This window comes from Pseudomonas segetis, from assembly GCF_900188155.1.
GTDB lineage: Bacteria > Pseudomonadota > Gammaproteobacteria > Pseudomonadales > Pseudomonadaceae > Aquipseudomonas > Aquipseudomonas segetis.
In genome coordinates this window covers 207054-231741 of sequence record NZ_FZOG01000007.1, presented here as the reverse complement: position 1 = coordinate 231741, position 24688 = coordinate 207054, and the positions used below count along the sequence as shown (strand labels likewise).

Annotated in this window: 19 protein-coding genes, 1 rRNA gene, 1 other RNA gene and 2 pseudogenes; 11 read left to right on the top strand and 12 right to left on the bottom strand. The window is 55.2% G+C overall.

The window, feature by feature from the left end; all coding sequences use genetic code 11:
• Positions 1-178: 178 nt before the first annotated feature.
• A 5S ribosomal RNA gene (gene rrf, locus CHB79_RS19790) occupies positions 179-294 on the top strand.
• Positions 295-485: 191 nt separating this feature from the next.
• Here rrf and queD read toward each other — a convergent pair.
• From queD to CHB79_RS22465, 3 genes and pseudogenes are all read right to left on the bottom strand, one after another.
• A complete protein-coding gene (queD, locus tag CHB79_RS19785; protein ID WP_089361144.1) occupies positions 486-842 on the bottom strand; it encodes a 6-carboxytetrahydropterin synthase QueD in 357 nt (118 codons plus the stop codon).
• A 194-nt stretch (positions 843-1036) separates the two neighbouring features.
• A complete protein-coding gene (locus CHB79_RS22470; protein WP_425439615.1) occupies positions 1037-1771 on the bottom strand; it encodes a methyl-accepting chemotaxis protein in 735 nt (244 codons plus the stop codon).
• Between the two features lie 120 nt (positions 1772-1891).
• Positions 1892-2605: pseudogene (locus CHB79_RS22465) on the bottom strand (cache domain-containing protein); the annotation flags it as partial.
• 350 nt (positions 2606-2955) lie between these two features.
• On the opposite strand from CHB79_RS22465, the gene CHB79_RS19775 reads away from it, so the two are divergent.
• Genes CHB79_RS19775 through CHB79_RS19765 form a run of 3 tightly spaced genes read left to right on the top strand, consistent with a single transcriptional unit; the run spans position 2956 to position 5354 of the window.
• Positions 2956-3786 (top strand): undecaprenyl-diphosphate phosphatase, encoded by an 831-nt coding sequence (locus CHB79_RS19775; protein WP_089361142.1) that lies wholly within the window; start codon positions 2956-2958, stop codon positions 3784-3786.
• Positions 3787-3800: 14 nt separating this feature from the next.
• On the top strand, positions 3801-4628 hold the full coding sequence (locus tag CHB79_RS19770; protein ID WP_089361141.1) for an AraC family transcriptional regulator: 828 nt from the start codon (positions 3801-3803) through the stop codon (positions 4626-4628).
• 30 nt (positions 4629-4658) lie between these two features.
• Positions 4659-5354 (top strand): DUF1294 domain-containing protein, encoded by a 696-nt coding sequence (locus tag CHB79_RS19765; RefSeq protein ID WP_089361140.1) that lies wholly within the window; start codon positions 4659-4661, stop codon positions 5352-5354.
• On the opposite strand, the gene CHB79_RS19760 is transcribed toward CHB79_RS19765, so the two are convergent.
• On the bottom strand, positions 5349-5702 hold the full coding sequence (locus tag CHB79_RS19760) for an MmcQ/YjbR family DNA-binding protein (protein WP_010490279.1): 354 nt from the start codon (positions 5700-5702) through the stop codon (positions 5349-5351). The genes CHB79_RS19765 and CHB79_RS19760 overlap by 6 nt on opposite strands.
• 15 nt (positions 5703-5717) lie before the next feature.
• Entirely contained in the window at positions 5718-6914 is a 1197-nt protein-coding gene (locus CHB79_RS19755) for an MFS transporter (protein WP_010490278.1), read from the bottom strand.
• Positions 6915-7255: 341 nt separating this feature from the next.
• Here CHB79_RS19755 and CHB79_RS19750 point away from each other — a divergent pair.
• Together CHB79_RS19750 and CHB79_RS19745 are read left to right on the top strand one after the other, a co-directional pair.
• Positions 7256-7762 (top strand): annotated as a pseudogene (locus tag CHB79_RS19750) (DUF1993 domain-containing protein).
• Between the two features lie 30 nt (positions 7763-7792).
• Positions 7793-8125, top strand: coding sequence for a luciferase domain-containing protein (locus CHB79_RS19745; protein WP_089361139.1), 333 nt, complete (start codon positions 7793-7795; stop codon positions 8123-8125).
• Positions 8126-8148: 23 nt separating this feature from the next.
• Here the strand turns inward: CHB79_RS19745 and guaD are convergent, their stop codons facing one another.
• The 4 genes from guaD to xdhA all read right to left on the bottom strand — a co-directional run bounded on the left by guaD (position 8149) and on the right by xdhA (position 14418).
• Entirely contained in the window at positions 8149-9453 is a 1305-nt protein-coding gene (gene guaD, locus CHB79_RS19740; RefSeq protein ID WP_089361138.1) for a guanine deaminase, read from the bottom strand.
• 59 nt (positions 9454-9512) lie between these two features.
• The gene (gene xdhC, locus CHB79_RS19735) at positions 9513-10352 is read right to left on the bottom strand and encodes a xanthine dehydrogenase accessory protein XdhC (protein WP_089361137.1); all 840 of its coding nucleotides are present in this window, start codon (positions 10350-10352) and stop codon (positions 9513-9515) included.
• A gap of 225 nt (positions 10353-10577) precedes the next feature.
• The gene (gene xdhB / locus CHB79_RS19730; RefSeq protein WP_089361136.1) at positions 10578-12974 is read right to left on the bottom strand and encodes a xanthine dehydrogenase molybdopterin binding subunit; all 2397 of its coding nucleotides are present in this window, start codon (positions 12972-12974) and stop codon (positions 10578-10580) included.
• Positions 12967-14418, bottom strand: a complete 1452-nt coding sequence (gene xdhA / locus CHB79_RS19725; protein ID WP_089361135.1) for a xanthine dehydrogenase small subunit — start codon at positions 14416-14418, stop codon at positions 12967-12969. Before xdhA ends, xdhB begins: the two co-directional genes overlap by 8 nt.
• 541 nt (positions 14419-14959) lie before the next feature.
• On the opposite strand from xdhA, the gene CHB79_RS19720 reads away from it, so the two are divergent.
• The 4 genes from CHB79_RS19720 (at position 14960) to ligA (ending at position 22686) form a co-directional block, all read left to right on the top strand.
• Positions 14960-15619: a GntR family transcriptional regulator gene (locus CHB79_RS19720; RefSeq protein ID WP_010490271.1), complete on the top strand. Its 660-nt coding sequence runs from the start codon at positions 14960-14962 to the stop codon at positions 15617-15619.
• A 12-nt stretch (positions 15620-15631) separates the two neighbouring features.
• Positions 15632-19129, top strand: coding sequence for a chromosome segregation protein SMC (smc, locus tag CHB79_RS19715; RefSeq protein WP_089361134.1), 3498 nt, complete (start codon positions 15632-15634; stop codon positions 19127-19129).
• 308 nt (positions 19130-19437) lie between these two features.
• Positions 19438-20253: a cell division protein ZipA gene (gene zipA / locus CHB79_RS19710; RefSeq protein WP_010490269.1), complete on the top strand. Its 816-nt coding sequence runs from the start codon at positions 19438-19440 to the stop codon at positions 20251-20253.
• Positions 20254-20313: 60 nt separating this feature from the next.
• A complete protein-coding gene (gene ligA, locus CHB79_RS19705) occupies positions 20314-22686 on the top strand; it encodes an NAD-dependent DNA ligase LigA (RefSeq protein WP_089361133.1) in 2373 nt (790 codons plus the stop codon).
• A 91-nt stretch (positions 22687-22777) separates the two neighbouring features.
• Here the strand turns inward: ligA and CHB79_RS19700 are convergent, their stop codons facing one another.
• Positions 22778-23056: an HU family DNA-binding protein gene (locus CHB79_RS19700; protein ID WP_010490267.1), complete on the bottom strand. Its 279-nt coding sequence runs from the start codon at positions 23054-23056 to the stop codon at positions 22778-22780.
• A gap of 507 nt (positions 23057-23563) precedes the next feature.
• Here CHB79_RS19700 and ffs point away from each other — a divergent pair.
• Positions 23564-23660: signal recognition particle sRNA small type (ffs, locus tag CHB79_RS19695), an RNA gene on the top strand.
• Between the two features lie 228 nt (positions 23661-23888).
• On the opposite strand, the gene CHB79_RS19690 is transcribed toward ffs, so the two are convergent.
• Both CHB79_RS19690 and CHB79_RS19685 read right to left on the bottom strand, forming a co-directional pair.
• Positions 23889-24176: a DUF3509 domain-containing protein gene (locus CHB79_RS19690; protein WP_010490266.1), complete on the bottom strand. Its 288-nt coding sequence runs from the start codon at positions 24174-24176 to the stop codon at positions 23889-23891.
• Positions 24177-24363: 187 nt separating this feature from the next.
• Positions 24364-24585, bottom strand: a complete 222-nt coding sequence (locus CHB79_RS19685) for a hypothetical protein (RefSeq protein WP_010490265.1) — start codon at positions 24583-24585, stop codon at positions 24364-24366.
• Between the last annotated feature and the right edge of the window lie 103 nt (positions 24586-24688).

The window sequence follows — 24688 nt, the reverse complement described above, 5'->3', positions numbered from 1 at the left end:
CGCTGTGAGGCGTTGAGCTAACCCATACTAATTGCCCGTGAGGCTTGACCATATAACACCCAAACAATTTGCTGTTTGAGTGTCATAACAGAAGTTGATAAAACCGAAAGTTTGCAACACTACAAACATCACATACCCGATTCGAAGCAGCGTCCAAGACGAGGCTTCAAACAAATTGCTTGACGACCATAGAGCATTGGAACCACCTGATCCCATCCCGAACTCAGTAGTGAAACGATGCATCGCCGATGGTAGTGTGGGGTTTCCCCATGTGAGAGTAGGTCATCGTCAAGCGCCTATACCGAAACCCCAGATCATATAAATGGTCTGGGGTTTCTCTTTGCCCCAAACAAAAGCACGACTGCACAGCACTGCATGCCCATCGCCAGGCAGCCAGGCTGACAACCAAGAGTAGTCAGTCAAGGCCGATACCCAGCCAATAAAAAGCCACCTCGCGGTGGCTGTTTATTGACGGCACAGATGGCTTAGTCGCCGCGATACTCGCAGCCACTGGTGCATGTCTCATGGATGCGGATGCGTGACAGTTCTGGCAACAAGGGTTTGAGTTGTTGCCAGATCCACTTCGCCAGCACTTCACTGGTGGGGTTCTCAAGGCCAGGAATATCATTAAGGTAGTTGTGGTCAAGTTGCTCATAAAGCGGCTTGAAGATGGCTTTAATCTCAGAAAAGTCCCGGATCCAGCCAGTATGCGGATCAACCTCACCCTCGATGTAGACCGCAACCTTGAAGGAATGCCCATGCAGGCGTCCGCACTTGTGGCCATCTGGAACGTGGGGAAGGCGGTGCGCCGCTTCAAACATGAACTCTTTAAACAATTCCACAGATCTACTCTCTACAATACATCGCGACAAAATTCTTTAGCAGTAACTGGGTACCGCCTGATTGCGGTTATCTTAACAGCTTGAATAAGTTCGGGTGTTACGCCGCGAGTAATAGCGATGAACTGTGCGTAGCGCATGGTGGTTGCTCAAGCCAACCGCCATGCGCTGTTGATTGCAGGGTTGCAGCATGGCGCTTATACGCGAAACTGTCCGAGCAATGTACTGAGTTGCGTGGCCAACTGGCCAACATGCTCACTGGCTTTATTTGAATGTTGCGCTGCAGTCGCGTTTTCATGGGCCAGGCCCGTAGCCTGCGTGACATTTTGATTGATGTCTTCAACAACATGGGACTGCTGCAGTGTTGCGCTGGCAATAGAGGCGTTGAGTCCGGTTATGTTCTTTAGTGAGTGGACTATTTGATCAAGGCTGCTTCCGGCCAAATTAGCTTGTTCAATGGTCAGTTGTGATGCCTGGCTGCTTTCATTAATGACCTTGACTGCTGCTTGCGAGTTGCTCTGCAAGCGTTCGGTCATGGCCTGGATCTCTGCCGTGGATTTTTGTGTGCGTTGTGCCAGTAAACGCACTTCATCGGCAACCACGGCAAAGCCGCGGCCTTGTTCGCCGGCACGAGCAGCCTCGATTGCAGCATTAAGCGCCAATAGATTGGTTTGCTCGGCGATCGAGCGAATGACTTCAAGCACGCTGCCAATCTGGGTACTTTCTTCTGCAAGCGTGTTCATCACGGTAACGGCGCGGTCGATCATCGCCGACAGATGTTCGATTTGTTGCAGGCTGGACTGGATGTTGTCCTGGCCTTGAGCAGCTTGTTGCTCGGCTGCGAGAACCTCGGAAGAAGCATGCTCTGCATTCTTTGCCACATCCTGGACCGCATAGGACACCTGGTTTATGGCAGTGGCCACCAATTCCATTTGCTGCGATTGTTGTTGGCTGTGGTTATGCGCGTCTGTTGCCACGCTATCGAGTGACTGCGCTGCCTGAGTAAGCTCCGAGGCGGAGCCAAGGGACTGCTTGATCACCTGGCGTAGCTTGTCTGTAAAAGCATTGAAGTGCCTAGCCAATGCAGCCAGTTCATCATTGCCCTGTGCATCAAGGCTGCGCGTCAAATCGCCTTCTCCGCTGGCAATATTGGCCATTGCGCTTACCGCCTGATTTAGCGGTTTGGAAATGCTACGGGCTATCAGTGTGACAACGAGCGTCATCAGCAGCATCAAGGTCAAGCTGATTATGACAACACGTATGGCCTGGGTTGAAAACTCAGCCTGCAAGTCATCGACATACACGCCAGAGCCAATAATCCAGCTCCAGGGTTCGAAAAGCTGTACGTAGGATATTTTCGGTACTGGTTCGCTTGCCCCTGGTTTTGGCCAGCGGTAATCGACCTGACCGGCGCCTTTTGCTTTAGCGATGCTCACCATTTCATTGAACAAAGCTTTGCCGTCAGGGTCTTTGAAGGTCGATAGATTCTGGCCTTCAAGTTTGGGATTGGTGGGGTGCATGATCATGGTCGGGGTCAGATCATTAACCCAGAAGTATTCGCTGGTGTCGTAACGCAGGCCACGGATTATTTCCAATGCCTGTTTCTGTGCCTCTTCACGCTTGAGCGTTCCCGCAGTTTCTAAGGCATGGAAATGCGCCATGATACCGGTTGCACTTTGTACGAGGTGCTGGGTTTTTTCGCTTTTGCCTGCATACAGGTCACCATGAATTTGTTTGAGCAAAACGCTGCCCAGGGTCAATAACATGATGATTGCGACAATCAGTATCAACCACAGGCGACGGCTGATGGGGAGGCTACGTAAGCTGCTCATGGAGAAACTCCTAATTCTTATTATGGGAGCTCGATGGTGTTGTCTTGGCATTTCCCTATGCCTGATGCTGATTGGAATCAAGCAGCCTGAGTAAAGATCAAGTAACCGGCTCTAAAATGCTAATTCTCTGTTAGCATTTCGGCCCGAAACGCAGAAACCTGAGGGTTAACGGATAATTTGTTTGCGGTAGTGGGGCGTGCTGCTCAAGCCCTGTCGATAACGCTAGAAATGCTTCAATCATTTATTCTTGCGCGGTTATTACTCCGCGCACATTGGGAGTTCGGATGGACGTGTGGTTGGCCGTACAGGCATTTATTTTGGGTGTGGTTGAAGGCATTACCGAGTTTTTACCCATCTCTAGCACCGGGCACCAAATCATCGTTGCAGACTTGATTGGTTTCGGTGGTGAGCGGGCAATGGCGTTCAATATCATTATCCAGCTTGGCGCCATCTTGGCGGTGGTCTGGGAGTACCGTAAGAAGATTTTAGATGTCGTTATCGGCTTGCCTAAAGAGCCTCAGGCACAACTGTTCACCCGCAACTTGTTAATCGCATTCTTCCCGGCAGTTATTCTTGGCGTGTGCTTTGCCGACTTGATTCACGAGTACCTGTTCAACCCGATTACCGTGGCTACGGCATTGGTCATCGGTGGTGTCGTCATGCTCTGGGCCGAGCGCCGCAAACACAAGGTCCATGCTGAAACGGTTGATGACATGACCTGGAAGGATGCACTGAAGATTGGTTTCGCCCAGTGCCTGGCGATGATTCCCGGCACGTCCAGGTCCGGTGCTACCATCATTGGCGGTTTGCTGTTTGGCCTGTCACGTAAAGCTGCCACCGAGTTTTCGTTCTTCCTGGCCATGCCGACCATGGTCGGTGCGGCAGTGTATTCCGGCTACAAGTACCGTGATTTGTTCCAACCTGCGGATCTGCCAGTATTTGCCATTGGCTTTGTGACTTCGTTTATTTTCGCGATGATTGCAGTGCGTGCCTTGCTGCGCTTTATTGGTAACCACAGTTATGCGGTATTTGCCTGGTACCGGATCGGTTTCGGGCTGCTGATCCTGGCAACCTGGCAACTGCATATGATCGATTGGAGCACCGCTCAGGGCTAGTTAGTGAGTCATCTATGAGCACAAGGTTATCCGGCTCAACAGCCAGTATCACCAAGCAGGTGGTGCAGCGCTATCATCTGGCATGGAAGGCTAGCGACCTTGATGCGGTGATGGCGCTCTATCATCCGGATGTTGAGTACAGTGATTTCTTTCAGAACAAGGTGTTTCACTTCACGCAGCTGCGTGAGTATGTGCGCAGCTCGATGCCGCTTGCGCCTCAGGAGGTGCTTGAACACACCGACCGAATTCGCTTTGATGATGACACGGCGTTTATCCAGTACCGGATTACTTTACGTGGCGGTCCCGGTTTGGTTTCGTTTCGCTCAAGCGAGGCGATCACGGTTCGGGACGGGCTGATCTGGCGGGTTAACGAATACGCGTCGTTGATCCACGAACAGCATGACGGTCAGCATGAGCCGGACAGCCGCCCAGCCACCAGTCGACTGGGGCTGTCTGCACGCCAACTGGGCATTCTGGCGCTGGACTTGCAAGAGTATTTCGCCCAGAAGCAGCCCTATTTGGCCCCGGGGCTCAATCTCCAGCAAGTGGCGAGCGAAACGGGTTATAGCCGCAATCAGATCTCTTATCTGTTGAATCAGGTACTGGGCCAAAGCTTCTACCGTTATGTTAATCATGAGCGGCTCAAGCATTTACTGCAGAGTGTCGAACTGCTCCCGCCGTCAGCCAAGGTTGATGATCTGGTCTTCGCGGCGGGCTTTAACTCACTGTCTGCTTTTTATAAATGCTTTCGTTTGCATATCGGCATTACGCCCAAAGCCTATTTGAAGTTGCCTGTTGCGGAACAAAATGCCCTGCGTGCCAGCGCGCGTGAGAATGGTTAGTTGTGATGTGCCGGGGATGACTGTTTGATCATGGAAGTACATGGCTCGATCAAGAGCTGGAACGATGACAAAGGCTTTGGTTTTATCCGTCCGGAGCTGGGCGGGCCGGAGGTGTTCGCTCATATTTCGGCAATGCGCGGTGATCGTCGCCCGCTTGTGGGTGACAAGGTGTTGTATATCGCCAGTAGAGATGACAAGGGACGAATTCGAGCCGAGCACCTGCGTCTTGCCGGGGAGTTGTCCCTTGATCAGCCCAGTATTCGTCGCAAGCCGCGCAAGCCGCAGCCTGAAATAAAGAAGGCTTCAAGGCCGCCAAGGCGCCAAGGCTCTGCGCCCATGCAAAACCTTGGGTTCAAAACCCTGGTGTTCGCCTGTCTATGCGCCTTGCCACTGTTTGGCAGTTTCCAGTTGTTTTTCAAGGCTGGTTTTATCTGGATATTGGTGGCTTATGGACTGATGAGCCTGGCTAGCTTCGTGCAGTACTGGAGTGACAAAGCCAAAGCCATGCGTGGGGCTTGGCGCATACCGGAAACCACATTGCACATGGTTGAGTTATCCGGCGGTTGGCCTGGCGCCTTGATTGCCCAGCAATGCTTTCGGCATAAAACCCGAAAAGGTGCCTACCAGTTGATTTTCTGGCTGATCATCCTGGCCCATCAACTGTTCTGGTTTGATTGGTTGGTCTTGGGTGGCGAGTACTTCGGCCACTTTATCCGGTGTTTATAGGTCAATCAGCAGGCCAAGCTGTTTGCGCTTTGACAATTTAGCCACCACCAGCTGATGGGAGCGGGTGAGCAGTTCGCGCAGCTCTTGATCGCCGATGGGCAACTGATCACAGTCCATGCTGATCCAGTGCGCGCGGGCCAGATAGGGGGCGGGGCGGATTCCCGGGCGATCAACAAAGCCGAGAAACAGGTCTTTATCGACCTTGAAGGCGAGATTACCGCCAAGGAAGTTAAGGATCGCAAACATCTTGTTTCCAGCAATGGAGAATACCTGGTTTTCGCCCCATTTGAAGTCTTCACGGGCGCCCGGCAACTGCAGGCAAAATGCAGCAATTTGTTGGCGGTTCATCTTTATGTTCCTGTTTTAGGCCGAGCCCAATCTTGAGCGGCTATCTCTGCTTAGCAATACCAGGGTCAGCAGCATGCCGAGCAGCGCCATGCAGGCGGCAACCATAAAAATCGAGCCGAAGCCGAAATGACCGGCAACGGCACCCATAAGAGGGCCGGCGGTGCCCAATGCCAGGTCAAAGAATACTGCGTAGGCGCCGAGTGCCGAACTGCGGCTGGCAGGCGGAATATGCGAGATGATTTCGACCCCCAGCGCAGGATAGACCAGTGACAGGCCAAAGCCGGTGAGGGCGGCGCCACATAAGGTTAGCCATGGGGTGGGTGCAAGCCAGATCATCATCAAGCCAACGCACTCGATAAACAGGCATATGGTTGCTACGCGATAGCCCCCGCGCTTTTTGATTGCACTGGAAAACCATAGGCGAGCGAGGATAAACGCGGCGCCGAATGCGCTCAGGCAATACGCCGCGTTATCCCAGTCACGGCTGTCGTAATACAGGGTGATAAACGTCGCCAGCGTGCCGAAGCCAATTGAGCCAAGTGCAAGTGCCACGCCGTTTGGTGCGACTTTCAGAAACACGCTGCTAAAGGGCAGGCGCTTCCCCTGAATAATGGGCGCCGGGGTTTTGATGCGGGCCAGCAGAAATGATCCGCCAGCAAGAGCCAACGTCAGGCTGCCTATGCTCCAGAGGCCGAGGCTGGACACCATCATCACTCCCAGGGGAGCTCCGAGCGCTACTGCTCCATAGGATGCAATACCATTCCAGGAAATCACCCGGGCAGTGTTTTCCGCGCCGACCCTGCCGATGCCCCAACTGATCGAACCTGTACCGACCAGGCCTTGGGATACACCGAGGATGATCCGGGCGAGTATCAGTAATATCAAGCTGGCCAGTGGATAGGCAATCAGGGAAGTGGCGATCAGGGTTACAGCGCCACTTATCGAGCAGCCAACAAGGCCATAAAGTACACCTCGTTTGGCGCCCAAGCGGTCGGCGATAGAGCCGGATATAGGTCGAGTCAGCAGGGTCGAAAAATACTGTGTGCCAATAACCACCCCGGCCAGTACCGAGCTATAGCCAAGGTCATACAGGACGAAGCCGGGGAGTACAGCGAGGGGCAAGCCAACGCACAAGAAGCTGATAAAGGTGAAAAATACTATAGTCAGGATCTGCAAGGTGGAGTTGTCTGCAGATGTCGGCTCGGTCGTCATTTGGCAGCTCAGATTGGCAATGGCGGCGGAAGATCGCGGACCCCAGAAAACAACTGCGCGAGGTATCGCCAGGTTGGAAGCTGCTCAGAGTGGTTGGCCCACTAAGCTCGGCTTTTTAGTCCTTTGCGTTTTTCGATCGCGGCGTTTCCAGAGCCTCTTTTGATGATGGCTCATCATACAACTGAAAACAAAGCCTGCTAACGAATATTTCAGGATTTTATTAGCCGGCCGAATGCACAGGGCCAAGGTATCCCTTGCTCTTGAGTCGAAATATCAATTCGCGCGAGCAATGCCACGGGTGTAATGTGCTCGGATCAACCTGCCGTTGTGGAGTAATAAGCATGTCGTTGTCCATGTACCAAGCCAGTGTTCCTGTTTTTATCCGTATGCTGAACAATCTCGAAGCGATCCTCGATAAGGCTTTGGCACACGCCGAGGCTGAAGGTTTCGATTAAACTGTGCTGGTCAATGCCCGCCTGGCACCCGATATGTACCCCTTGGCGCGACAAGTTCAAATCGCCACCGATGCAGTCAAAGGCTGTGTCGCGCGCCTTGCCGGAGTGGATGTGCCGAGCTATGCCGACGACGAGGCAAGCATTGCTGAACTCAAAGCGCGGATTGCCAAGACCCTTGCTTTTATTCAAACCGTCAAGCCGGAGCAGATTGATGGCAGCGAGGACAAAACCATCAACATCAAGCTGCCTTCGCGCGAGTTGAGCTTTAATGGGCAAATGTTCCTGCTGCATTTTGCTTTGCCGAACTTCTATTTTCACATCAGTTGTAGCTACGCGATCTTGCGCCACAATGGTGTGAAAATTGGCAAGATGGACTTCTTGGGCGCAGTTTGAACCAGTCAATCACCAAGGGCAGCCGACAGGATGAATGCATTGAAGGCGCAATTGCTTGAGGCGATCGAAAGCTTGCCGGGCATGCAGATTGTGGTCTGGCCTGGGCGATCGGATGGCTTTACTACGCTAAACCATGGCCAAAAGGAAATTGCCCATTTTCACCACGACAATGAGCTTGATCTGGCGCTGGGCAAATCGCTGATCAAGCAGCTGGGTTTGCAACATCCGGCGAACTCGATAAAGCATCCAAGGCGCTCGGCTTCATCTGCTTATATCGAGTTGCGTTATACCAGTGCTGATGAGGTGGATGAGGTCGTTCGCCTCATCAGGCTGGCAATAGCCGAGCGTGAGTCCACTGCTTGAGCCCGGGCCAGCAGCGGACAGATTCAATCGCGACGATGGACTGATTGACCTGCAGCAAAGGTTTCCTTCACGGCGCGGTCGTCGCCCAGGATCGTCAGGGCGAAAAGTTTCTCTTCCAGGCTTTTGGCTTGCTGCATGCGGTAGTCAATCAGCGGTGTGGCTTTATAGTCGAGGACGATAAAGTCGGCGTCCTTGCCGCTCGCGAAGTTACCGATCTTGTCGTCCAGATACAGGGCGTTGGCGCTGCCAAGTGTTGCCAGGTAGAGCGACTTGAATGGATCAAGCTTGTTGCCCTGCAGTTGCATCACCTTGTAAGCCTCGTTCAGTGATTGCAGTTGCGAGAAACTTGTACCGGCTCCGACATCAGTGCCCAGGCCGACGCGAACACCATGCTGTTCAAGCTTGTTCAGGTTGAACAGGCCACTGCCGAGGAACAGGTTCGACGTTGGGCAAAAGGCAACGGCAGAGCCGGTTTCGCCCAGTCGTTTGCATTCATCGTCACACAGGTGCACGCCGTGGGCGAACACCGAGCGGGCGCCAATGAGTTTGTAGTGGTCGTAGACATCCAGGTATCCGGTGCGCTCAGGGAACAGGGCTTTGACCCAGTCGATTTCCTTGAGGTTCTCGGACAGGTGCGTATGCATGTACAGGTCGGGGAACTCATGATACAGCTTGCCCGCCAGCTCAAGTTGATCCGGGGTACTGGTCGGTGCGAACCGTGGCGTGACTGCATAGTGCAGGCGACCCTTGCCGTGCCAGCGTTTGATCAGTTCCTTGCTGTCGGCGTAGCCGGACTCGGCTGTGTCGGTCAGGTAATCGGGCGCATTGCGGTCCATCAGCACCTTGCCGGCGATCATGCGCAGGTTGAGCGCTTCGCTGGCCTCAAAGAATGCATCAACCGACTGCTTGTGTACGCTACCGAACACCAACGCGGTGGTGGTGCCGTTGCGCAACAGTTCCTTGAGGAATATACCGGCAACATCGGCTGCATGGGCTTTATCGGCGAACTGCTGTTCGGTCGGGAAGGTGTAGGTGTTGAGCCAGTCCAGCAATTGCTCGCCGTATGAGGCAATCATGCCGGTCTGTGGGTAGTGGATATGAGTGTCGATAAAACCGGGGGTGATAAGTGCATCGTGGTACTCGACAATCTCTATACCTTTGAGTTTGTCGAGTAAATCTGCCGCGTGGCCGACCTTCACCACGCGACCGTCTTCAACGAGCAGGATACCGTCCTCGAAATACTCATAGGATTGTTCGATACCTACCACCGCTGGGTCGCCAAGGCTGTGGAGTATGGAGGCGCGGTAAGCTTTTGCAGGGCTGGACATAATGTTCTCGGCAGTCTGTAGTCACCGTCCGCCATTATCCTTGGCGGACGGCACTGGAATTAAGCGTGGTTGCGGCGTGAAGCCGGTAATAGTTGAGCGATGGGGCCGGCGGATTTACTGTGCTTTTGCTCGCCAAAATGGGCGTTGTAGGTGGCGATGATTTCGCCCGCAATCGACACTGCAATTTCGACGGGTAACTTGCCTTTGACTTCGCCCAGGCCCATAGGGCAGCGCATGCGCTGAACCACTTCGGGATTGAAGCCACGGTCACGCAAGCGGTGTTCAAACTTGGCACGCTTGGTTTTCGAGCCGATCAAGCCGTAGTAGGCAAAATCATCGCGCTTGAGGATTGCGGCGCTTAGCTCAAGGTCGAGCTGATGGTTGTGGGTCATGACGATGAAGTAGCTCCCGGCGGGCATGTTATCGACTTCATCGACCACTTCATCATTGACCACTTTCTCGGCACCGCTTGGGATCTGCTCTGGAAACTCGGCTTCACGTGAGTCAATCCAGCGCACTTTGCATGGCAAGCCGGCAAGCAGCGGCACCAGGGCGCGGCCGACATGGCCGGCGCCGAATACGGCGATTTGCGCCTGCGGCTGGCCCATTGGCTCGAACAGCAATACTGTTGCGCCGCCACAGCACTGGCCAAGGCTGGCGCCCAGGTTGAAGCGTTCCAGGCGCGTGCTTTGGGAGCCACTGGCGAGCATTTGGCGGGCCATTTCCATCGCCTTGTATTCAAGATGACCACCACCGATGGTTTGGTAAATCCGCTCGGCGGTGACCACCATTTTCGAGCCGGAATTACGCGGGGTTGAACCGCGTTCGTCGATGATGGTGACCAGTACGCAAGGCAGGCCTTGCTCTTGAAGCTCGGCGAGGGTGCTGATCCAGCTCATTTTCTCAGCCTCCAGCTGTGTAAGGGTTTGGCAGGGCGTGACAGGCACCAGTTAGCAACTTTAGGTTGCTCAACAACAGTGCTTGATGGCGCCAGCACAAACAGCGGCGACACCTGATGGCCAGGGGCTTTGGCTGTTTCGGTTAAATTTTCGGTGGTATTTGTCATTGTTGTACACCATTGAGAAAACAGAGCGGCGTAGCATCACGCCGCTCATTGCACCCGATTAGACAGGCTCTGCAGCCTCACGCGCTATCGCCTTGGCCGGTTGCTGGTATTTCTTCATTTGCTCGACACCCCAGAGCACGCGCTCGGGCGTTGCAGGTGCGTCGATGTCGGGCTGCTGGCGATAGTCAGCCAGGCTGGCGACGGCATCCTTGATCGCACACCACACGGCAATGCCCAGCATGAATGGCGGCTCACCCACGGCTTTGGAGTGGAATACCGTGTCTTCCGGGTTCTTGCGATTTTCGACCAGCTTGACCCGCAGATCGAGTGGCATGTCGGCGATGGCTGGAATCTTGTAGCTGGCCGGACCATTTGTCATCAGCTTGCCTTTCGGGTTCCAGACCAGTTCCTCCATGGTCAGCCAGCCCATGCCCTGAACGAATGCGCCTTCAACCTGGCCAATATCGATTGCCGGGTTAAGCGAGGCGCCGACATCGTGAAGAATGTCGCTACGCAGCATCTTGTATTCGCCAGTCAGGGTGTCGACTATGACTTCGGAGCACGCGGCACCGTATGCAAAGTAATAGAAGGGGCGGCCAGCGGCTTTATCGCGATCGTAGAAAATCTTCGGTGTGCGATAGAAACCGGTGCTCGACAGCGAAACCTGAGCAAAGTATGCCTGCTGGATCACCTGGTCAAAGGCAATGAACTGGTCGCGCACGCGGACCTGGCCGTTGCGGAACTCGATGTCTTCAGCACTGACCTTATGTTCGCGCACCAGGAAGTCGACCAGGCGTTGCTTGATGGTTTCTGCAGCGTTCTGTGCGGCTTTGCCGTTTAGATCGGCACCGCTGGAGGCTGCGGTCGGCGAGGTGTTGGGCACTTTGTCGGTATTGGTCGCGGTAATCTGGATACGTGATATATCGACCTGGAAAACCTCAGCCACGACCTGTGCGACCTTGGTGTTGAGCCCTTGGCCCATCTCGGTGCCGCCATGGTTGAGATGGATGCTGCCATCGGTGTAGATGTGTACCAGCGCGCCAGCCTGGTTGAGAAAGGTGGCAGTAAAGCTGATGCCGAACTTCACCGGCGTCAGCGCCAGGCCTTTTTTCAACACCGGGCTTTGCGCGTTGAATGCACGAATTTCCTCGCGACGCTTGCTGTAGTCGCTGCTGGCTTCAAGCTCGCTGGTCATTTCGGCCAGCATGTTGTGCTCTACCTTTTGGTAGTAGTGGGTGATATTGCGATCTTCTTTGCCGTAATAGTTGAGCTTGCGCACCTCCAGCGGGTCTTTGCCAAGCTGGCGGGCAATATGATCCATCACTTGCTCGATCGCGACCATGCCTTGCGGGCCGCCAAAGCCGCGGTAGGCGGTGTTCGAGGCGGTGTTGGTCTTGCAGCGGTGGCCGTTGATGGTCGCGTTGCCGAGGAAGTAGGCATTGTCAGAGTGGAACATCGCCCGGTCGACAATGGAGCCTGACAAGTCGGGCGAATAGCCACAGTTGCCCGCCAGTTCAAGCTCGATACCTTGGAGCAAGCCGTCGTCGTCGTAGCCGACATCGTACTCGACATAGAAAGGGTGGCGCTTGCCGGTCATCTGCATGTCTTCGACACGCGGCAGGCGCATCTTGGTTGGCCGCCCGGTGAGATGAGCAACCACGGCGCACAAGCATGCGGGCCCGGCCGCCTGGGTTTCCTTGCCCCCAAAACCACCGCCCATGCGGCGCATGTCGATGACGATCTTGTGCATCGCCACGCCCAGCACTTCAGCCACCAGTTTTTGCACTTCGGTGGCGTTCTGCGTCGAGGTGTACACAATCATCCCGCCGTCTTCGGTGGGCATCACCGAGGAGATCTGGGTTTCCAGGTAAAAGTGCTCCTGGCCACCGATGTGCAGGCGGCCTTGCAGGCGGTGTGGGGCCGCAGCCAGAGCGCCAGCAGAGTCGCCGATCTTGTGCTGGTGACTGTCGAGAACAAAGTGCTTTTTACGCAAGGCATCGACTACATCGAGCACAGGCTCCAGGTCTTCGTACTCAATAACGGCTGCCATGGCTGCCTTGCGTGCAGCGTCCAGGCTATTTGCGGCTACCGCCAGTACCACCTGGCCAACGAACTCAACCTTGCCGTCGGCGAGCAGGGGGTCTCCAGCGACTACTGGGCCAATATCCAACTGCCCGGGTACATCTTTGCTGGTGATGGCTATGGCCACGCCGGGAATTTCATAGCAGGGTGCAGTATCGATCTTGACGATTCGCGCGTGTGCACGGTCGCTCATGCGTGCGTAGACATGGAGCTGGTTGGGGAATTCCAGGCGGTCGTCGACGTAGGTGGCCTCGCCAGAAACATGCTTGGCTGCGCTTTCGTGTTTGACACTGCGGCCAACGCCAGTTGTGAGGTCGGCGCGGAACAGTTCAGCCAATTCAGCCTGGGTTTTTTGAATGATGTGATTAGACATATGCAGTCACCCGCGTCTCAACTTCTGGAGCTTGCATTTCAAGGAAGAACTTACGCAGCAGGTTTTGTGCGATAAGCAGGCGATACTCTTTACTGGCGCGGAAATCGCTCAGCGGCGTGAAGTCCTCGGCCAGAGCCGCGCAGGCTTGCTCGATAACCCCCGGATACCAGGCAGCACCGTTCAAGGCCGCTTCACAGGCTGCGGCACGCTTGGGGATGGCGGCCATTCCGCCAAAGGCGATGCGTGCGCTGTGCACCACGCCGTCTAGCACTTCGATATTGAATGCTGCGCAGACTGCCGAGATATCGTCATCCAGGCGTTTGGAGACCTTGTAAGCGCGGAAGGCACGATTGGCTTGCGCGCGAGGCACTATGATCTTTTCGATAAACTCGGCTTCCTGGCGAGCCGTAACCTTGTAATCGATGAAGTAATCTTCGAGTGGCAAGGTGCGTGACTCATTGCCTTTGCGTAGCACGATCTGCGCGCCGAGGGCTATCAGCAGCGGCGGGGCATCACCAATGGGCGAGGCATTGCCTATATTGCCGCCAAGGGTGCCCTGATTGCGGATTTGCAAGGATGCGAACCGGTGCAACAACTCTCCGAAGTCGGGGTAATCCTTGGCCAGAGCCGAGTAGCAATCGCTCAACGCCGTGGCGGCGCCAATCTCGATGGTTTCGTCATTGATGTCGATGCGTTTCATCGATTCGATATGACCCACATAAATCATCACGGGCAGTTCGCGGTGGAACTGGGTGACTTCAAGCGCCAGGTCGGTGCCACCTGCAAGCAGGCGTGCTTGCGGGTTGGCCGCGTAGATATCAGCCAGGTCCGCAACAGTCAGTGGCAGCAGGCAGCGTTTGTCACCGCTATTGAGTTCGGCTGTATCAAGGGGAGCAATGGCCTTGAGCTGGGCAATGGTCTGGGCTTCAGCGTTATCGAACTGGTCCGGTTGTTTCTGGCAGCAGGCTTGCTCGGCAGCATCGATGATCGGACGGTAGCCAGTGCAGCGGCACAGATTGCCTGCAAGTGCTTCGAGGGTTTCAGCCTTGTTGTAGCCGTTGCTGTTCTTTTGCAAGGCAAACAGCGACATGACAAAGCCGGGAGTGCAAAAGCCGCATTGCGAGCCGTGGCAGTCAACCATGGCCTGTTGCACGCTGTGCAGTTGGCCCTGGTGCTTGAGGTCTTCAACGCTGATCAGTTGCTTGCCATGCAGCGAAGAAACAAAGGTCAGGCATGAGTTGAGTGTGCGATAGCGAATGCGCTCGCGGCCTTCACTTGTATCAAGCTCGCCAACCACCACGGTGCATGCACCGCAGTCACCAGAGGCGCAGCCTTCTTTGGTACCGGGTTTGCCAAGGTGCTCACGCAAGTAATTGAGCACTGTGACGTTGGGGTCGAGTTGCTGCTCTGTGCGCAGCTCCCGGTTAAGTAAAAACTGGATCAAGGAAGACCTCCAGGCATTTTATTGTTGTCGATTTGCTGGCCTGAAGCTGATCCGAGAAGGAGCCAGCCAGGGTTCAAGCAATCCGTTTGAACTAAATCTAGTGATTTCTGACTTTTGGGTCAACTAATATTTGACGTGCGAGTCAGGTGGTTTTCATGCCCGATAGTTATGAGTAAGTCGGTTGCCAATGAATGTCTGATGCTCGCTGCTTTTTTCATGCCAGGCGGTCGTACTGCATCGGATACCCGGACAGATGAGCCGAGCCGGCGAAAACCGGGCTCCCCATTGCGCGAATTCGGTATGTAGTTGTGGCCTAGGTGCCATGATCTGGTGCGTTGGCCGTGACAGCTTTGCAAGCCAGGGCCCTGTGTTACACTTTGAAGATCTGTGGAACAATCTCAGCGCCTATCACCTAGCGACTTGCAGCGACTGCGGCCAAGTTCGAGCTTGACCCGGATGTTCGTCCGTAACCTTGCATGTTGGCGCTTATTGCGCCTGTCGATAATTTCTTGCAAAGCACCCTCAGGTTTTAAGGAACAGCATGACCTTCAAGGCCCCGGATAGCCTCGCCGAGCAGATTGCGCAGCATTTGTCAGAACGTATCATTCGCGGTGAGTTGCGGGCGGGTGAACGCATTCAAGAGCAGAAAGTTACCCAGTTGCTGAATGTCAGTCGGGGTTCTGTGCGCGAGGCCTTGCTGATACTTGAGCGCCGGCACTTGATTATTATCCAGCCCCGGCGCGGCGCACAGGTTAGCGAGTTGACCGCGCACAATGTCAAGAGCCTGTACGCGCTAGTGGTTGAGCTCTACGGCTTGCTGGCCTGTACGGTTGCGCGTGGCTGGCGCGAACAGTCTGAGCTGGAGCCGTTCGTTGATATCCAAAAACGCCTTTCCAGCAACTTCCAGCAGGGCGATATCAATGCCTTTGTCGATAACAGCTTCGATATCATGCGTGCCGCCTATGGATTTTCAAACAACCCTTATTTGCAACAAAGCGTAGAAAACCTGCTGCCGGCGATCAGCCGCACCTATTATCTGGCATTCGAGCGGCGGCGCAGTGAAATGGGGCAGTTCATCAATAGCTTCACTCGCTTGTTGCAAGCGATCATCGAGCGCGATGAGAATCAGGCACGCGAAGTGCTTAAAGGCTACTGCGCACATAATTCTAAACTGGTGCTGGCAGCATTAGCTGAACGCTAAGGAACGCTTTGCATGCGTCTGAAGTCGATCAAACTCGCAGGTTTCAAGTCCTTTGTTGACCCAACCACCGTGTCGTTTCCCAGCAACATGGCAGCGGTCGTTGGGCCCAATGGTTGTGGTAAATCAAACATAATCGACGCTGTTCGTTGGGTAATGGGTGAAAGTTCGGCGAAGAATCTCCGCGGCGAGTCGATGACCGATGTCATCTTCAATGGCTCGAACACACGTAAACCCGTGACCCAGGCCTCGATCGAGCTGATTTTCGATAACAGCGACTCAACGCTGGTGGGTGAGTACGCGGGTTATGCCGAGATCTCGATTCGCCGCCGGGTGACCCGCGATAGCCAAAATACCTACTTTCTCAACGGCACCAAGTGCCGTCGTCGTGACATCACCGACATCTTTCTGGGAACTGGCTTGGGGCCGCGCAGCTACTCGATTATCGAGCAAGGCATGATCTCCAAGCTGATCGAGGCCAAGCCCGAAGACTTGCGCAACTTCATCGAAGAGGCCGCGGGGATTTCAAAGTACAAGGAACGCCGCCGCGAGACCGAGAACCGGATTCGACGCACCCATGAAAACCTTGCGCGCCTGACTGACCTGCGCGAAGAGCTGGAGCGCCAGCTCGAACGCTTGCATCGCCAGGCCCAGGCTGCTGAGAAGTATCAGGAATACAAGGCAGAAGAGCGCCAACTCAAAGCACAACTCACAGCCCTGCGCTGGCAGGCCCTGAACGAGCAAGTGGGCCAGCGTGAGTCGATCATTCGTGATCAGGAAGTGGGTTTTGAAGCGTTGGTTGCCGAGCAGCGTAATGCCGATGCCAGTATCGAGCGCTTTCGCGACGGTCACCATGAATTGTCTGAACAGTTCAACCTGGTGCAGGGGCGCTTTTATTCGGTGGGTGGCGATATTGCCCGGGTCGAGCAAAGTATCCAGCATGGCCAGCAGCGGGTGCGTCAGTTGCAGGAAGACCTCAACGAGGCCGAGCGCTCGCGTCAGGAAACCGAGTCCCACTTGGGTCATGACAGCACCTTGGCTGCGACCCTCGGCGAGGAGTTGGCCCAACTGGAGCCCGAGCAGGCACTGATTGCCGCCGCGGCCGAAGAATCAGCCGCGGCGCTTGAGTTGGCTGAGGCTGCAATGCATGGCTGGCAGGAGCAGTGGGACGTTTTCAATCAGCGCTCGGCTGAGCCGCGCCGCCAGGCTGAGGTACAGCAGTCGCGTATTGGGCAGTTGGAGCAGAGTCTTGAACGCCTGGTCGAGCGCCAGCGGCGACTCAGTGAGGAGCTGCAGCAGCTTGCCGCCGATCCGGAGGATGCGGCGATACAGGCGCTCGGCGAGCAGGTTGCGGTTAGCGAATTAAGCATCGAGGAGCTGCAAGTCGCCGAGGCAGAGCACGCTGACCGCTTGCAACTGCTGCGTGGAGAGCTGGAGCAAGCTGGGCAGGCCCAGCAACAGGCCCAAGGTGAGCTGCAGCGCTTGCAGGGGCGGCTGGCTTCGCTGGAGGCGCTGCAACAAGCGGCGCTGGAGCCGGGGCAGGGGGCCGCCCAATGGTTGGATCGGCAACAGTTGCTTGATCGGCCTCGGTTGGCCGAAGGGCTTCGGGTTGAAAACGGTTGGGAGTTGGCAGTCGAGACGGTTCTCGGCGCTGATCTTCAAGCGGTGTTGCTGGATGAGCCTGAGGCTTTAAACCAACTGGACTTTTCAGATTTCGAGCAAGGTGATCTACGCCTGCTTAGCCCGGCTAAAAATGGCCAGAGAGTGGCGGGCAGTTTGCTCGACAAGGTTGAGTCTGCTCTCGACTTATCGCCATGGTTGGGTGCTGTTCGCCCAGTTGAAACACTTGATCAGGCCTTGGCCCTGCGTGGTGGTCTGGGTGAAGGCGAAAGCCTGATAAGTCGTGACGGCTACTGGGTTGGCAAGCATTTCCTGCGGGTGCGGCGCGCCAGCGAGGCTGAAAGTGGTGTGCTGGCACGCGGGCAGGAACTGGAGCAGCTTGGGTTCGAGTGCACGGAGCGTGAGGCGGCACTGGAGTTGCTCGGGGAGCGCTTGCTCGGCCTTCGTGAACAACAGCGCGAGCATGAGGAGCAGCGCGAGCAATTGCGTCGTCAAGTGCAGGAGCAATCGCGACACCTGGGGGAGCTCAAGGCACAGTTGTCGGCCAGTGCCGCCAAGGCCGAGCAGTTGTTGCTGCGTCGACAGCGTCTCGACACTGAACTGAGCGAACTGTCTGGCCAGCGTGAGCTTGAGCAGGAGCAACTCGGTGAGTCGCGGCTGCAGCTGCAGGACGCGCTGGATGCCATGGCCCAAGACAACGATCAGCGCGAGACGCTGCTCGCCAGTCGTGACCAGTTGCGTGAGCAGCTTGATCGGGTTCGTCATGATGCGCGCCAGCACAAGGATCATGCTCACCAGCTAGCCGTGCGCCTGGGCTCACTGCGTGCGCAGTACGACTCAACCCGTCAGGCCCTTGAGCGCTTGCGCCTGCAGTCCGAGCGCCTGCATGAGCGTCGCGAGCAGTTGAATCTTAATCTCGAGGAAGGTGCCGCACCGCTCGAAGAGTTGCGTATCAAGCTCGAAGAATTGCTCGATCGCCGCATGGGTGTCGAGGATGAGTTAAAGCTGGCGCGCTTGACTCTTGAGGATGCGGATCGACAATTGCGTGACGCCGAGAAACGCCGTACCCAGGCTGAGCAGCAGTCGCAATTATTGCGCGGTCAACTCGAGCAGCAGCGCATGGAATGGCAATCGCTGACGGTGCGGCGTAAAGCGTTGCAGGATCAGTTGCTGGAAGACAATTACGATTTGCATGGTGTTCTGGCAACGCTGCCGAGTGAGTCCAGTGAGAAGTCCTGGGAAGAAGAGCTCGAACGCATGGCGGCGCGCATCCAGCGCCTGGGGCCGATCAACCTCGCGGCAATCGATGAGTACCAGCAACAATCGGAGCGCAAGCGCTATCTGGATGCCCAGGATGCGGATTTGGTCGAGGCCCTGGATACGCTGGAGAATGTCATTCGCAAGATTGACCGCGAAACACGTAATCGCTTCAAGGAAACATTCGATCAAATAAATGCGGGGTTGCAGGCGTTATTTCCGAAGGTTTTTGGTGGTGGCACAGCTTATTTGGAACTCACAGGCGAAGATTTACTCGATACTGGTGTAACAATTATGGCGAGGCCACCTGGCAAGAAGAACAGCACTATCCATTTGCTCTCCGGTGGAGAGAAGGCCTTGACCGCGCTAGCGCTGGTTTTTGCAATCTTTCAGCTTAATCCGGCGCCGTTTTGCATGCTCGATGAGGTCGACGCACCTCTGGACGATGCTAACGTTGGCCGTTATGCGCGCCTGGTCAAGGAGATGTCTGAGAAAGTGCAGTTTATTTACATCACCCACAACAAGATCGCCATGGAAATGGCGGATCAATTGATGGGGGTGACCATGCATGAGCCGGGTTGTTCGCGTTTGGTGACTGTGGATGTCGAAGAGGCGCTGGCGATGGTGGACGCCTAGTGTTGGGCAAGTCCTTGGAAGTGATGCTCTGCTGTGATGTGGTCAAGTTTTGAGCAAAATGTTACGGCTAACTTGATATAAGGGGTTTTTTTCACCTTTTCATCGTTTTAGCCTACTGTTGTAGTGTGTTTTCAAACTCGCCAGCAGTGTAAAGTAACCTTTCGTCGTGCTAGCTTAATGCCCACTTTTGTTACGCGTGGAAAGTGCCAGTTGGAACATGGTGTTGGCCCCACGTTTTTTGAGTTATCGGAGCAGGTTTGAATGCTTCCGTTGTGTATATTAATTGTCATTAGGGGTTAAGGTATTTCATGGAATTCGGTCTACGTGAGTGGCTGATCGTTATCGGCATCATTGTGATTACTGGCATCTTGTTTGATGGCTGGCGCCGGATGCGTGGTGGTAAAGGGAAGTTGAAATTCAAGCTTGATCGAAACCTGTCCAACCTGCCGGATGATGACAGTGATCCGGAGTTGTTGAGCCCCGCCCGAGTGGTCGATAAGCCGCAACATCAAGAACCTTCCTTCGATGAGCATGATTTACCATCGATGAGCGCACGCGAGTTGAGCCGTCGACGTAACAATGAACCCCAGCAGGGTGACTTGAATCTTGATGTGGACGAGCCGGTCCCGACGCTGCTTAACCCGGTTGATGATGCTCCGGCGAGCAAGGTCGAGGCTAAAGAGCAGGCGCCGGTTGACGAAGTCCTGGTGATTAACGTGATTGCCCGCGATGCCAATGGTTTCAAAGGCCCAGCATTGCTGCAGAATATTCTGGAAAGCGGTTTGCGTTTCGGTGAAATGGATATTTTCCATCGTCACGAAAGCATGGCAGGCAACGGCGAAGTATTGTTTTCCATGGCCAATGCACTCAAGCCCGGAACCTTCGACCTGGATGACATTGAAGGCTTCAGCACACGCGCCGTGAGTTTCTTCCTTGGCTTGCCTGGCCCGCGTCACCCCAAGCAGGCTTTTGATGTAATGGTGGCTGCTGCACGCAAGCTTGCCCATGAGCTCAACGGTGAACTCAAGGATGACCAGCGCAGCGTGATGACCGCTCAAACCATCGAGCATTATCGCCAGCGTATCGTCGAGTTTGAGCGTCGCCAACTGACCAGTAAGCGTTAAACGCAACCGTGATTATCAGAAAGCAGCTTTGGCTGCTTTCTGTGTTTTTGAGAGAGCAACATGACTGACGCCGCCCAACGTATCTTGCAGCTTCGTGCCGAGCTGGATCAGCACAACTATCGTTATCACGTGCTCGATGAGCCTAGCATTCCCGATGCCGAGTACGATCGCCTGTTTCACGAGCTCAAGGCGCTTGAGGCGCAAAATCCCCAACTCGTGACACCAGACTCGCCAACCCAGCGGGTCGGTAGCCTGGCGCTGTCAGCTTTTGGCGAGGTCAAGCACGAAGTGCCGATGCTAAGCCTGGGCAATGCCTTTGAAGATTCCGATCTTGAGGATTTTGACCGGCGTGTCCGTGAGGGTCTGGATCTGCCTGCGGGCGATCTGTTTGGCTCGGTGGAATACAGCTGTGAGCCCAAGCTTGATGGCCTTGCTGTCAGTCTTCTCTATGAAAACGGCTTGCTGGTACGCGGCGCTACGCGCGGTGACGGCAGTACCGGAGAAGACATCAGCGTCAATGTACGCACCATTCGTAATGTACCGCTGAAGCTTCAAGGCGAAGGCTGGCCGCAGGTGCTTGAAGTGCGCGGTGAAGTCTTCATGTCCAAGGCGGGGTTCGAGGCGCTTAATGCCAGGCAGCTGGAGCAGGGCGGCAAGGTGTTTGCCAACCCGCGTAATGCTGCTGCGGGTAGCCTGCGCCAACTGGACTCGAAGATCACCGCCAGTCGGCCTCTGGAGTTTTGCTGCTACGGCATTGGCCGGGTGCAGGGTGATTTGCCTGAAACCCATATTGGCATCCTGCACGCGCTCAAGGGTTGGGGCATGCCAATCAGTCGTGAGCTGAAGCTGGCAAAGGGTGCCCAGGCCTGTCTCGATTATTATCGCGATATAGGCCAGCGGCGCACTTCGTTGGCCTACGAGATCGACGGCGTGGTGTTCAAGGTCAACAGCCTGGCCCAGCAGCGCGAGCTTGGGTTCAGGGCGCGTGAGCCACGTTGGGCCATCGCCCATAAGTTTCCGGCGCTTGAGGAGCTAACCGAACTGCTTGCGGTGGAGTTTCAGGTGGGCCGTACCGGCGCGGTAACACCTGTGGCACGGTTAAAGCCGGTCAAGGTCGCTGGGGTCACGGTTTCCAACGCAACCCTGCACAACATGGACGAGGTTGCCCGGCTCGGCCTGATGGTTGGAGACACCGTGGTTATCCGCCGGGCAGGCGATGTTATTCCCCAGGTGGTACAGGTGGTCAGCGAGCGCCGGCCGAACTGGAGTCCGGAGGAGCGTGAGCAACGCAGCGTAAAAGTCCCGGAGCATTGCCCGGTATGTGGGTCGGCTGTCGAGCGCACGCAGTTGGTCAAGCGCAGCAAGGGCAAGGAGTCTTTTGTCGAGGGCTCGATCTATCGCTGTGTGGGGCGCCTGGCCTGCGGTGCGCAGCTCAAGCAGGCCATCATCCATTTCGTCTCCCGTCGGGCGATGGATATCGAAGGCCTGGGCGAGAAGAGCGTCGAGCAGTTGGTGGATGAAGGCCTGGTTAATTCACCTGCAGACCTCTATGCGCTGACGTTCGAGCAAATCGTTGGCCTGGAAGGCTTTGCCGAGTTGTCGACTAACAACCTGCTCGAGGCTATCGAGCAAAGCCGCAAGCCAACCCTGGCACGGTTTATCTATGCACTTGGGATACCTGACGTAGGCGAGGAGACCGCAAAGCTGCTGGCCCGAGCCCTGGGCTCGTTGGCGCGCATTCGCCAGGCGCTACCCGAAGTGCTGACCTACTTGCCCGATGTCGGCCTGGAAGTGGCCCATGAAATCCATAGTTTCTTTGCCGATGAGCATAACCAAGGCGTCATAGGCCAACTGCTCAAGCACGGCATCGAGTTGCAGGAAGAAGGTGACTTGCACCCTGAGTTCGCAGCCAGCACCACCCTTGCCGGTTTTATTACCAAGTTGAATATTGCCTTTATTGCTGCCACTGGAGCGGAGCGGCTAGCTGCTAAATTTGGCTCGGTCCAGGGCATTATCGATGCTGACTGGCTTGATGTGCGCCAGGTCGAGCGGCTCAGCGAAAGGGCAGCCAAGTCGTTGCGCGATTACTTCGACGACCCGGCCAACGCGCAGCATGCGCTGGCGATAGAAAATCAGTTGCGTGAGTTCGGCATGCACTGGCAGAGCGAAAGAAAGCAGCTCGAAGGGCTGCCGCTGGCGGGGCAAACCTGGGTGTTGACCGGCAGTCTTGAGGTCATGAGTCGGGATGTCGCCAAGGACAAGCTTGAGGCTTTGGGCGCTAAAGTCGCGGGCTCTGTTTCGGCTAAGACCAGTTGTGTGGTTGCAGGGCCGGGCGCGGGGTCAAAGCTGGCCAAGGCTAACGACCTGGGCGTGAAGGTACTTGATGAGGATGCGTTTCTGGCTGTGCTGGCCGGGTACGGTGTAGCGCTCTAGCTTAGAGTAACCGCTCAAGTATTCGGATTAATCGACTTGAGCGGTACATCGTGCGGGTCTACTGCTTGAAGACCTCGCGACGCTCCAATGCTTAGTTGATCGCGTCAGTCAGTGCTTTGGCTGGCACGTATTTAACGACTTTCTTGGCTGCGATCTCGATGGCCTTGCCGGTTTGCGGGTTGCGCCCGGTGCGTGCAGGACGTGCAGTTACTTTCAGCTTGCCAATGCCAGGAAGAGTGATCTCGTCACCATTTTCCAGTGCATCACTTACGATTTCGCTCAGTTGATCAAGCGCGGCACGTACAGTGGTTTTTGGGGTGTCGATGGCTTCGGCGATATCACTGATCAATTGGTCTTTGGTCATAGCCATGTTGTAGCTCCTTGATTGATTGAGGGCTCTTGTCGTGCCCACGCAGGTAAGTGCGTTTTGAGTCGCAGGTCTTGTTTATAGGTTATTGCCTAAAGATAGCGACCTGTTTCTGACTCGCGGTTCGACAAGAAATTCCGTTGGGAATGCATTTCTACGATTAATAATATCGGCGTCACAGGCCTTGATAGCCTGCTGTGCACACCAGTTGCAAATATATCCGGGTAAATGAATCGACCCGCGCGTTGCCATGAGACCGATAATGACACAGGGCTGCGCTCGATTATCCAGTAGCATCGGTGTTTTGTGCGGCGCAGGTCATGATACATGTCAATTTTTGAGTGATGAGCACTGATCTGGCGCTACAGTTTGCAGGTGCAGGCCTATTGCCAGTCAAGTTGCCAGTCAAGCGAGGCAATTTCAGTGCTAAGTGCTTGAAGCGGTTGTAACTTTAATTCAAGCCGGTACAATGGCGCGGCTCGCTTCTGGTGAGCAGCGTGATGGTGGTCCTGCCGGTCCCCCCGCAACGATTACCCGTGAACCTGGTCAGATCCGGAAGGAAGCAGCCACAGCGGGAACATTGTGTGCCGGGGTGTGGCTGGTGGGACCGCCTCCAATCTATAAATCCTTGGGCTCGAGGATTTATCAGTCAAATACGCCGTCTCGGCATTGCAGTCTCTCGCTGCTTAATCCCTATTTTCTTAATGTCTTTAGCTGCATAACGGCGCAAATAATCGTTGTTATTGGTTCAATGCGACTGATTGATGCTGCGCTGCTAAAGCTGCAGGCAATAAAAAACCCCGCCATTGCGGGGTTTTTGTATTCCAGCCAGGCATCAAGAAATGTGATAGCTGAGAACGCTGTCCTGTTCTTTCAGGGCTTTGCGCATTTCCGCAGGAATCGAGCCGGAGCGTACGGCCAGCTCCAGGCGGATTTCTTCGAGGCTTTGTGCGAAGCTCTCGGTGTTATTGAGTTGCTCTGCGCTTAGCACGCGGCTATAGACATTGGTTTCAGTCTCATCCAGCAATGACAGAACAATGCTGCCATCGGGGCGTGGTGAGCTGAATGTGGTGCGTAGCGGGGCAAACAGGTTCTCTACGTTTGACTGAATAGTGTTGTCCATTCCCTTATTCCATCCTATATGGTGATTCAGTTAGAGGCGAGTTTACCGGCAAAGTTCGCAGTTTGCCGGTTAGATTGCAGCTGCATTGCTTGGAATCTAGCTGCAATCACTGGCAAAGCCCTGAGTTAGATGCATTTTTCTCTATACAGAGAAGCAGTGCCTTGCCGCGCTGGTATCGAAGACTCGCCTAGGCGACGAGTGACTCACGGGCGCGCTCAATAACCTGCTGCAAACGCTCACCATTGTATTGGCCTGGATACAGGCGCTGGCTGTGCTTGGCAATGCCGGCCTGATTGACAATGGTGAAGCTGAAGCTACCTTTGCGGGCAGCGAGGATGCGGCAATCAAACGGCGCAAATGCGCTGGATAGGGTGCGAATGGCATCCTGAATTTGAGTATGTGTATTCATTTTTTTGGGTGTTTCCTAAAACTGCATGCGCATCATTGCGCGGATAAAGCTCCAACATCCGGCCCAGTTTAGGCTGGAGGTCTTGATGTAATCGGAGCGAAGT